The sequence below is a fragment of the Bradyrhizobium lablabi genome (assembly GCF_001440475.1).
In the GTDB taxonomy this organism is placed as follows: Bacteria; Pseudomonadota; Alphaproteobacteria; order Rhizobiales; family Xanthobacteraceae; genus Bradyrhizobium; species Bradyrhizobium lablabi.
This window is the reverse complement of the sequence record NZ_LLYB01000065.1, coordinates 65,174-74,652: the sequence shown is the minus strand read 5'-3', so window position 1 is coordinate 74,652 and position 9,479 is coordinate 65,174. Positions and strand designations below refer to the sequence as shown.

General features: G+C 63.1%; 9 protein-coding genes and 1 pseudogene. 7 read left to right on the top strand and 3 right to left on the bottom strand.

Annotated elements, in window-relative coordinates; all coding sequences use genetic code 11:
* Positions 1 to 163 precede the first annotated feature (163 nt).
* A complete protein-coding gene (locus tag CQ14_RS15315) occupies positions 164 to 1,261 on the top strand; it encodes a DUF2855 family protein (RefSeq protein WP_057858699.1) in 1,098 nt (365 codons plus the stop codon).
* 18 nt (positions 1,262 to 1,279) lie between these two features.
* On the opposite strand, the gene CQ14_RS46275 is transcribed toward CQ14_RS15315, so the two are convergent.
* Positions 1,280 to 1,519, bottom strand: a complete 240-nt coding sequence (locus CQ14_RS46275; RefSeq protein WP_245320361.1) for a nuclear transport factor 2 family protein — start codon at positions 1,517 to 1,519, stop codon at positions 1,280 to 1,282.
* A gap of 284 nt (positions 1,520 to 1,803) precedes the next feature.
* On the opposite strand from CQ14_RS46275, the gene CQ14_RS15305 reads away from it, so the two are divergent.
* The gene (locus CQ14_RS15305) at positions 1,804 to 2,352 is read left to right on the top strand and encodes an Lrp/AsnC family transcriptional regulator (protein WP_082649884.1); all 549 of its coding nucleotides are present in this window, start codon (positions 1,804 to 1,806) and stop codon (positions 2,350 to 2,352) included.
* A gap of 107 nt (positions 2,353 to 2,459) precedes the next feature.
* Positions 2,460 to 4,220, top strand: a pseudogene (locus tag CQ14_RS15300) (flavin-containing monooxygenase).
* A 3-nt stretch (positions 4,221 to 4,223) separates the two neighbouring features.
* Here CQ14_RS15300 and CQ14_RS15295 read toward each other — a convergent pair.
* Positions 4,224 to 4,733 carry a DUF2380 domain-containing protein gene (locus CQ14_RS15295; protein WP_199805535.1) on the bottom strand — a complete coding sequence of 170 codons (510 nt, stop codon included), beginning with the start codon at positions 4,731 to 4,733 and terminating at the stop codon, positions 4,224 to 4,226.
* Between the two features lie 44 nt (positions 4,734 to 4,777).
* The gene (locus CQ14_RS15290) at positions 4,778 to 5,290 is read right to left on the bottom strand and encodes a DUF3280 domain-containing protein (protein ID WP_057858697.1); all 513 of its coding nucleotides are present in this window, start codon (positions 5,288 to 5,290) and stop codon (positions 4,778 to 4,780) included.
* Positions 5,291 to 5,470: 180 nt separating this feature from the next.
* On the opposite strand from CQ14_RS15290, the gene CQ14_RS15285 reads away from it, so the two are divergent.
* From CQ14_RS15285 to CQ14_RS15270, 4 genes are all read left to right on the top strand, one after another.
* Positions 5,471 to 6,862, top strand: a complete 1,392-nt coding sequence (locus CQ14_RS15285; RefSeq protein ID WP_245320360.1) for a histidine kinase — start codon at positions 5,471 to 5,473, stop codon at positions 6,860 to 6,862.
* A gap of 2 nt (positions 6,863 to 6,864) precedes the next feature.
* Positions 6,865 to 7,530: a response regulator gene (locus CQ14_RS15280; protein WP_057858696.1), complete on the top strand. Its 666-nt coding sequence runs from the start codon at positions 6,865 to 6,867 to the stop codon at positions 7,528 to 7,530.
* A gap of 195 nt (positions 7,531 to 7,725) precedes the next feature.
* Positions 7,726 to 8,688 carry a peptidyl-alpha-hydroxyglycine alpha-amidating lyase family protein gene (locus CQ14_RS15275; protein ID WP_057858695.1) on the top strand — a complete coding sequence of 321 codons (963 nt, stop codon included), beginning with the start codon at positions 7,726 to 7,728 and terminating at the stop codon, positions 8,686 to 8,688.
* A 140-nt stretch (positions 8,689 to 8,828) separates the two neighbouring features.
* On the top strand, positions 8,829 to 9,461 hold the full coding sequence (locus tag CQ14_RS15270; RefSeq protein ID WP_057858694.1) for a LysE family translocator: 633 nt from the start codon (positions 8,829 to 8,831) through the stop codon (positions 9,459 to 9,461).
* Positions 9,462 to 9,479: the final 18 nt, after the last annotated feature.

Below are 9,479 nucleotides of genomic sequence, written 5' to 3'. Positions count from 1 at the left end.
GGAGCCTGTCATCGGGCGCGCATTCGCGCGANCCCGTTGGCTCGCAATGACGAGGAGGCATTCCCGTACCCAATCCAAACAGCGTTTTAAACATCTTTGCTGTTGCAAAACGTTCATCGGAAGGCGCAAAGATTGCTGCATGTGAAGTGCAGGGAGCGAAATCATGCAAGCCATCGACTTCGTCGTCGCCCGCAACGATCTGCAGCAGTGCAAGGTGATCGAGACGCAACTGCCTGACGCAGCCGCTCTGCCTGACGAGGCGCTGCTGGTGCGGGTGACGCGCTTTGCCTTCACCGCCAACAACATCACCTATGCCGTGCTCGGCGACCACCTGAAATACTGGCAATTGTTTCCGGCGCCCGGAGGATTCGGCAACGTTCCGGTATGGGGCTTTGGCGAGGCGATCACCTCGAAACATCCGGCGATGGCCGCCGGCGAAATCCTGTTCGGCTATTTCCCGATGGCGACGCATCTCGTCATCGAAGCTGCCGATGTCTCCAAGATTGGGCTCCGCGACGCCGCCGCGCACCGGCAAGGCGTGGCGCCGGTCTATAATGCCTACAGGCGTGTCAGCGGCGATCCGGCGTTTGTTGGCAAGCAGGGCGACTATCAGGCGCTGCTGCGGCCGCTGTTCATGTTGTCGTTCCTGGTCGACGATTTTCTTGCCGAGAACGAATTCTATGGCGCGAAAAGCGTGATGCTGTCCTCGGCTTCCAGCAAAACCGCTTATGGACTCGCGCACCTGCTGCACGCCAGGAGAAACGGCATCAAGGTGATCGGCCTGACCTCGGCGGGCAACACCTCGTTCGTCAAATCGCTCGGCTGCTACGACGAGGTCGTGACCTATGACAGCGTCAGTTCGCTGCCGAAGAATTCCGCCGTCGCCTATGTCGATATGGCCGGCAACACACCGTTACGCACGACGCTGCACCGGCACTTCGGCGAGCAGATGAAATACAGCGGCATCATTGGCCTCACGCATCGCAAGTCATCACCCGATGAAGCGGCGCAGGCCCTGCCGGGCGCCAAGCCTCAGTTTTTCTTCGCCCCCGACCAAATCCGCAAACGCGCCAAGGAATGGGGGCCAGGTGGCGTTGACATGCGGTTTGGCGCCGCATGGTCCGGTTTCGCTCCGAAGCTGGATCAATGGATGAAGGTGATCGAGCACCATGGGCCTACGGCCGTTCAACGCGCCTATCTCGACACGCTCAACGGCCGCGTGCCGCCGGATCAGGGGTTGATCCTGTCGCTCGCGCCCTAGGCGTCGAAGCATCGGTTGTTACGGCTCGTATCTTTGCTCGACATGGAACGACTTGGCCGTGATCAGCCAAGCGTGATCGATGCAGTGATATGAGAGGTAATCGACATAGAGCAGCGTGTCGATCCTGACGCGAACCTTGACCAGCGCCTGCGTGGGCGACGCGAAATCCACCAGCAACAGGTGCTGCAGACGCGGCGCTTCCTTCGATTTGGGCGATGGTCCGGCCGCAAGCGCGTTCTTGAATTCCTGCGCCGACAAANCGACGCAGACTGCCATCTCGCAATCCATGCAATTGGGCGCTCGGCGCAAATANCCTCGTCGAAGCGAGATACGTCACCGTCAAACATCAGGTCAAAGTAGCGGCCGACCGCGTCTAGCAGCGGCTGGCAATTGGCATGATCGGGCATCACGGCTCACTCGGTTCGAGGGGTTGATGCCGTCATCGTGCCACGAGATGCCGAGGCAGGTCCTTGCTAATTGTGCCAAGTTCGAGGACAGTTGCGCTATTCTATGCCCTTTTTTGGCGGCATGAGTTCGGTAGTATGCCAAATTCAGACCTTGATCCGATTGACCGCCGTATCGTGGCCGAGCTGCAGGCCAACGGCCGTCTGACCAACGTCGAGCTGGCCGACAAGATCGGCCTGTCGCCCTCACCCTGCTTGCGTCGCGTCAAGCGGCTGGAGCGAGACGGTTACATCGAAGGTTATCGGGCAGCCCTGCGGCGCGACCGCATCGGGCTCGGCTTTTCAGTCTTTCTCGGCGTGAAGATCGAAGGACATGCCAACGAACGCGCGCTGCAGTTCGAGAAGGCCATCGTGCCGATGCCCGAGATCGTTGCCTGCCACCTCGTTTCCGGCGAGGCCGACTATTTCCTCGAAGTCGTCGTGCCCGATCTCGCCGACTATCAGCGCTTTCTGGTCGACAAACTCCTCAACCTGCCAATCGTGCGCGAGGTGCGCAGCAATATTGCAATCCAGACCCTCAAGGCAGGCGCACCATTGCCTCTTCAGCACCTCGAACCACCGAAACCGCAAAAACTTCCGCGGAAAGTGCAGCCTGAACGACCGGAACGCCGCAGCCGGAGAAGCTAGGTCGGCCAGAGCATGCTCGATGCCTCCCTTTCCGCGCCGTCCCGAATAGGTATACGCTCCAGCAACAGGGAAAACGCCGCGAAGACGGCCGGTGATGGGAAACGCCCATGCTCGACAGGACGGACGATAGTTCGGTAGCCGCCGACACTTGGCTTGCGCAATTCGAGGAAGCGCTGGCAAAGCCCGACGACGCCCTGCTGTATCAGCTATTCCATCCCGACAGTTATTGGCGTGATGTGCTGGCGCTGAGCTGGAATATCCAGACGCTGAACGGCAGGGATGCGATCCTGACGGCCCTTCCGCCGCTGGCCCGCCGCATGGCTCCTGCAGACTTTGCCATCGCTCCAGGCCGCGCTGCGCCGCGCAAGGTGATGCGCGCGGGCACCAACGCGATCGAGGCGATCTTCAAGTTCGAGACCAAGGTCGGACGCGGCAGCGGCATCATCCGCCTGATCCCGGATGCGGATGACGGCAACCGGCTGAAAGCCTGGACGCTGCTGACCGAGCTCGGCGAGCTCAAGGGGTTTGAAGAACAGCTCGGTGTCAATCGCCCGCGCGGCAATGCCTATTCGCGCGATTTTCGCGGACCCAACTGGCTCGATCTGCGCAAGGCCTCGGCCGAATATGCCGACCACGATCCCACCGTGCTCGTGATCGGCGGCGGGCAATCCGGGCTCTCGATCGCCGCGCGCTTAAAGCAGTTGAATGTCGACACGCTGATCGTCGATCGCGAAAAGCGCATCGGCGACAATTGGCGCAAGCGATATCACGCACTGACGCTGCACAATCAGGTGCAGGTCAACCACCTGCCCTATCTGCATTTCCCGCCGAACTGGCCGACCTATATTCCAAAGGACAAGCTCGCCAACTGGTTCGAGGCGTATGTCGAGGCGATGGAGCTGAATTTCTGGACCGGGACCGAATTCGAGGGCGGCACTTATGACGAGAAGGACGGCCGCTGGACGGTGACGCTGCGCCAGGCTGATGGCAGCAGGCGCACCATGCGTCCGCGCCATGTGGTGCTGGCGACCGGCGTCAGCGGCATTCCGAGCGTGCCTGATATTGCCGGACTGAAGGATTTTGCCGGCAAGGTGCTGCATTCCAGCCAGTATGACGACGGCGAGAACTGGAAGGGCAAGCGCGCCATCGTGATCGGCACCGGCAACAGCGGCCACGACATCGCGCAGGACCTGCATTCGAGCGGCGCCAGCGTCACGCTGTTCCAGCGCTCCTCCACGCTGATCGTCAGCATCGAACCATCGGCCCAACTGGTTTACGCGCCCTATAACGAAGGCACGCTCGAGGACAACGACCTAATCGCCACTTCGATGCCGCTGAAGCTGGCGCGCTAGAGCCATGCGATCACGGCGCAGAAGTCCAAGGAGCTCGACCAGGAATTGCTCGACGGCCTCGAACGCGTCGGCTTCAAGCTCGATTTCGGCGAGGACAATACCGGCTGGCAGTTCAAGTACCTTACGCGCGGCGGCGGCTATTATTTCAACGTTGGCTGCTCCGATCTGATCGTCAAAGGCGATATCGCGCTGAAGCAGTTCGCCGATCTCGACACGTTCACGGCTGCCGGCGCAGAGATGAAAGACGGCGAGACCATTGCCGCCGATCTCGTCGTGCTGGCGACCGGCTACAAGCGTCAGGAAGAGCTGGTTCGAAAACTGTTCGGCGAGACGGTGGCCGCGCGCGTCGGCACGATCTGGGGCTTTGGCGAGGCGCAGGAACTGCGCAACATGTATACGCGCACCGGCCAACGCGGCCTCTGGCTGATCGCCGGCGGCCTCGCGCAATGCCGCATCGGCTCAAAGCACCTTGCGCTGCAGATCAAGGCGATCGAGGAAGGGCTGTTGCCGCGCTGACGCTCACCATTCGCCGTGATCGAGGATTTGCCGGGCAAGGAAGGATTCCGCTCGCTGCCAGGCCGCATCGTTGTCGCCGCGGAAGCTGATATAGCGATCGAACACGACTTTCCGCGCCTTCACGTCGATGACGTCGAATTTCGCCTGCTGTATCAGCGTGCTCATCTTGTGAAAGCGGCCAATCAATAGATGGGTGGCGCCGGCCTCCTTCGCCTTGCGCAGCAGTTGACCGTCATCGATGTCGCCCACCGAGCAGGCGTTTGGCGGACATTCAAGCGCTGCATTCGCGATCTTTCCGCTCGCTGCCATATCGCTGCGCAACGCGGCTTCGAAATCACGCAGCCGCCGGCGATGGTCGGCGCTTTGATCGATCACCTCGCCGGAGGTGTCGACATAGTAGATTTCGGCGACGGCGAGCACGGGAAGGCCAGCCTGCGCATGGCTGTGCCGGACAGGACAGGCGGAGACAATAGCGGCGGCCGCCAAAGTGAGGCTCATGATCCGTAATTTCATCAATTTATCCATTGCAAATGATTCCTTTCGGCTGCACCACCAATTCACTGCTCCAGCAGACGGCGCTCGATCAGCCAGCGCGCCCCGCGGCTCCACGCCACGTTGGCGCCCATGCGCAGGTCGGTCTGCTTGACGTCCACGAGCGCCCCGGACCGGGCATCGCGAATCCTGTAGGTGACCGCGTATTCCGTCCGGGTGATGCGGGTGACGATTCCGATCATCGACTGGTCGGCGCCAAGGCCCGCGGCGATCCTGGCATCGCAGCCGTCGCACTCCCGCAATTTGCCTGCCTTCGCCGCCTCGTCGTTCACGGCGCTGACGTCGATCAGTTGATAGCGCCCCGATGCCGCGATCAACCGACGCGCTTCCTCCGTCGAAAGCCGCAATTGCTCGCGGTCGATATCGTCAGGAGGGACGTAGGCGGCGCCGGCGCTGAAATCCTCCAGTTCGAACGGAAACACCGCAATCTTGACCGGAGGCGCGGCCGTCTCGGCGGCGGCCGCCGCAAGCGCTGCAAGCACGATGGCCGTAGCGAGGACAAGGGCGATGTGGCGCATGGATCACCTCGGAACTGCTGCCTTAGTCGCCGCGATACCGCCCGATCCATAGCCCTGCCGAAACGGCAGCTTTCCCTGGATCAGCCGGGTGAAATACCCGATCTTATCCCGGCCCGCTTTCTTCCCAACTAAATTTGCCGCAATATTCGAAGTCGTCGGGAGGGAGCTTGGGGAGGAAGCTTGCGACAGGCATCCAACTCCGTGGCGAGCCCGCCGCCCGCCATCGATCTGAAGCTGCGGCTGACCTTACGCGTCGCGGCGCTGGCGGCCATTTGCTTCATCGCGGTCGCGGCCTATGCCTTGTTCGACAGCGACCGCGCCGCCCGAGCCAAAGCGGGCCGTATCGCCGAGATCGTGGCGCGCGATCTCTCGTTGCAGCAATCGCAGGCGCAATGGCTCTCGGTGTCCATCAACGCGACGCCGGATCTGCAGGGGATCGCGGCGCTGATGGAACCGGGCCTTTGCATTGCCTACCGCGACAATGCCGGCGCGTTTCGCCAGGGCGTCTGCAGCGGGGCGCTCGCCGACGAAATCGCCGCGCCCGAAAGCTTCGCCTTCATCTATCGCGCCATCTTTCGTCCGGGCGAACCGGTCTCGGTGCCGGTCCTCGTTGCCGGCAATCCCCGCGGCATGGCCGTCGCAACGTTTGATCCCGCCACGCAGATCGGCCAGAGCTGGCGTGAGGCGAGCCGGCTGCTCTCCATCATGGCGTTCACGTTGGCGGGGCTTTGCGTTGCGGTCTACGCCGCACTGGCGCGCGCGCTGCGGCCGACCCGGGCCATTGCCACCGGACTGCGGCAACTGGCGGCGAACGATCTTTCGGCGCGCCTGCCGCGTTTCGATCTCGCGGAATTGTCGGCCATCTCCGGCGTCTTCAACACCCTCGCACAGCGGCTGCAGGCAACGCTTGCCGAGCGCAACGCGCTGACGCGGAAGCTGATCGAAGTGCAGGACGAGGAGCGGCGGCGCCTGGCGCGCGAACTGCACGACGAGTTCGGTCAATCGCTCACTGCCATCGCGGCCCAGACCGCCTCCATTACCCACACGGTAGAGCGCGAGTGTCCGCCGCTGCTGGAGGAGTGCCGAAGCATTTCGCGCACGACCGCAGGCCTGATGGACACCCTGCGCGGCGCGCTGGTACGCCTGCGTCCGCCCGATGTCGACGAACTCGGCCTCACCCTCAGCCTCGAAAGCCTGGTTGCGAGCTGGAACGGTTTTGAGAAGGGGCGCACCCGGTTTGAGATTGCCGTCACCGGCAAGGCCGACGACTTGCCGCCTGGTGTCAGCGCCAGTCTTTATCGGATCGCGCAGGAGGCGATCACCAATGCGGCCAAGCACGCACAGGCGAGAAACGTGCAATTGCGTCTTGAGGCCGGGGACGCCGACGTCGTCCTGACCGTCGAGGACGACGGCGAAGCTGTGACCGCCGGCCTCACGCCGAACGCCGGCATGGGAATGCTCGGCATGCAGGAGCGCGTGGTCTCGCTCGGCGGGACCTTGCAGTTCGAGCGGCGAGAGACCGGCGGCGCCCGGCTTGTCGCGCGCATTCCGGCGATGCGGGCGGAGATCTAGCGATGGCGGACACGTCGGGCCGCACGCGCGTGATGCTGGTGGACGACCATGCCATCGTGCGCGAGGGCTATCGGTCGCTGCTGCAGAAGCAGGATCGCCTGCAAATCGTCGCCGAAGCCGGCGACGGCGCCGATGCCTATCGCGTCTACAAGGAGGCGAGCCCCGACCTCGTCATCATGGACCTGTCGATGCCGGGCATTGGCGGGGTCGAGGCCATCAAGCGCATCCGGCAATGGGACAAGTCCGCGCGCATCCTCGTGTTCACGATGCACCAGAGCGCCGCCTATGCGGTCCAGGCGATCAAGGCGGGCGCACGCGGCTTCGTCACCAAAAGCAACCCGCCCGACGCGTTGCTGCGCGCGATTACCGAGGTGATGGCCGGCCGCATCGCGCTCAGCCCCGACATCGACCACGAACTTGCCATCAGCCGGCTCGCCGACGAGCCTTCGGCGATCGACGCCCTGAGCCCGCGGGAATTCGAAATCCTGCGCATGCTGCTGGCGGAGAAATCCGTGGATGAGATCGCAAACACGCTGCATATCAGCGTCAAGACCGCGGCCAACACGCGCTATCAGATCCGCGCCAAGCTCGGCGTCGCCTCCGACATCGAACTGGTACGCCTGGCATTGCGCCAGCGTATCATCGCAGCGGAGGATATCGGCAGCTAGTCTTTTGTTTTGACGCGTTTTCTACCGCAGATAAGTCTACGCAATCTGCGTAAACTTTGATTGCTATGCGAACCGGGATCCACTTCGCTCGAAAATGCTCTGGCCCCGGAAACGTGCCATGCGCAAATCCCTCTCGTGCTTCGGGCTGGTCTCTGCAACACTCCCGGCCAACAAGCATCAGATGGGGAGAGACGCATGCCGGCAATTCTCGGCTCGGGCGAGCACCGTTACCGCGTGGTGGAGAACTGGGCAAAGCTGCCGGACGGCTGGCGCCTGACCGACGTCGCCTCCGTCGCCGTCGACAGCAAGGACCGCATCTACGTCTTCAATCGCGGCGACCATCCGATGGTGGTGCTGGACCGCGAGGGTAACTTCATCACAAGCTGGGGCCTGTTCAACCGCGCCCACGGCCTGCACATCGATGCCGATGACAATCTCTATTGCACCGATGATGGCGACCACACCGTGCGCAAGTGCACTGTTGACGGCAAGGTGCTGCTGACCATCGGCATCCCGAACAAGCCAGCACCGTTCATGAGCGGCGAGCCGTTTCACCGCTGCACCCATACGGCGCTGTCGCCTAAGGGCGAGATCTACGTCTCCGACGGTTACGGCAATGCCCGCGTTCACAAATATTCGCCTGACGGCAAGCTCCTGAAGAGCTGGGGCGAGCCCGGCACCGATCCCGGCCAGTTCAACATCGTCCACAATATCGTTACCGACGCCGACGGCTGGGTTTATGTCGCCGACCGCGAGAACCACCGCGTGCAGGTGTTCGACGGCAACGGCAAATACGAGACGCAGTGGAATTTTCTGCACCGGCCGTGCGCGCTGTGTTGCTGCGGCGGCAAGCAGCCGAATTTCATCGTCGGCGAGCTCGGTCCCGGCATGGCGGTCAACCGCAAGGTGCCCAATCTCGGTCCGCGACTTTCGATCGTCGATTCCAAAGGCAACCGGATCGCCCGGCTCGGCGGCGAGAACGGCCCGGGGCTGGAGGCCGGCAAATTCCTCGCACCCCACGGCATCGCGCTGGATTCGAAAGGCGACATCTATATCGGCGAAGTCGGCGTCACCGACTGGAAGACCAGTCATCCGGATACGCCCATGCCGCCGGAAGTCGGCGTGACGCGGTGCCTGCAGAAGCTGGAGAAAATCTAGACCGGTGAAGGGCGGAAACGGCCTCGCCCGTCAAACAGGCCGTGCTCGCCATCCTCATTCGGCGCCGATCCGGCCTGGGCGGTTGAAGCGCCGCCGCACACCGAGTAGTAGCATCACCTAGCCGACCCGGAGAATTGCCAATGCAGGAACTTGCCGTGCTCGCCAGCATCGTCGCCGCGCTCAGCGTAGGCGTGATCAGCCCCGGGCCCAGTTTCGTGATGGTGGCGCGCGTGGCTGTCGCCTCCAGCCGAATCCGGGCGCTTGCCACGGCGCTGGGCATGGGCGCAGGCGGCGCCTTGTTCGGCGCGGCGGCGCTGCTCGGGCTGCAGAGCGTCCTGCTGGCCGTGCCGGCACTCTATGCGGTGCTCAAAGTGCTGGGCGGTCTGTATCTTTGCTACCTCGGCTTTCTGATCTTCAGATCGGCGCGGCAGCCTCTTGCGTTGGTCGCGGGCGGCGGTGAGGACGGCTCCCGGCCGTTGCGCGCGTTCTGGCTGGGCTTCTCCACGCAGGTCAGCAACCCGAAGACGTCCATCGTCTATGCGAGCGTGTTCGCAGCTTTCCTCCCCTCGTCCTTTTCCGTGGCGTTCGCTGCGGCGCTGCTCGCCGCCGTGTTTGTCGTGGAGTCCGCCTGGTATGCGCTTGTCGCCATTCTCTTCTCGTCGGCAGGGCCGCAAAGGGCCTATCTGTCGTACAAGTCCTGGGTCGATCGCGCGGCCGGCGCGGTCATGTTCGGCCTGGGCCTGAAGCTCGTTACCAGCGCAGCCAAACCGTAGACACCCGCATGGCGCGGC

Bases quoted from the DNA above. Each gene is read 5' to 3' on its own strand.
- CQ14_RS15280 (WP_057858696.1), top strand. From the start codon at position 6,865: ATGGCGGACACGTCGGGCCGCACGCGCGTGATGCTGGTGGACGACCAT.
- CQ14_RS15275 (WP_057858695.1), top strand. From the start codon at position 7,726: ATGCCGGCAATTCTCGGCTCGGGCGAGCACCGTTACCGCGTGGTGGAG.
- CQ14_RS15270 (WP_057858694.1), top strand. From the start codon at position 8,829: ATGCAGGAACTTGCCGTGCTCGCCAGCATCGTCGCCGCGCTCAGCGTA.
- CQ14_RS15315 (WP_057858699.1), top strand. From the start codon at position 164: ATGCAAGCCATCGACTTCGTCGTCGCCCGCAACGATCTGCAGCAGTGC.
- CQ14_RS15305 (WP_082649884.1), top strand. From the start codon at position 1,804: ATGCCAAATTCAGACCTTGATCCGATTGACCGCCGTATCGTGGCCGAG.
- CQ14_RS15290 (WP_057858697.1), bottom strand. From the start codon at position 5,290: ATGCGCCACATCGCCCTTGTCCTCGCTACGGCCATCGTGCTTGCAGCG.
- CQ14_RS15295 (WP_199805535.1), bottom strand. From the start codon at position 4,733: ATGAAATTACGGATCATGAGCCTCACTTTGGCGGCCGCCGCTATTGTC.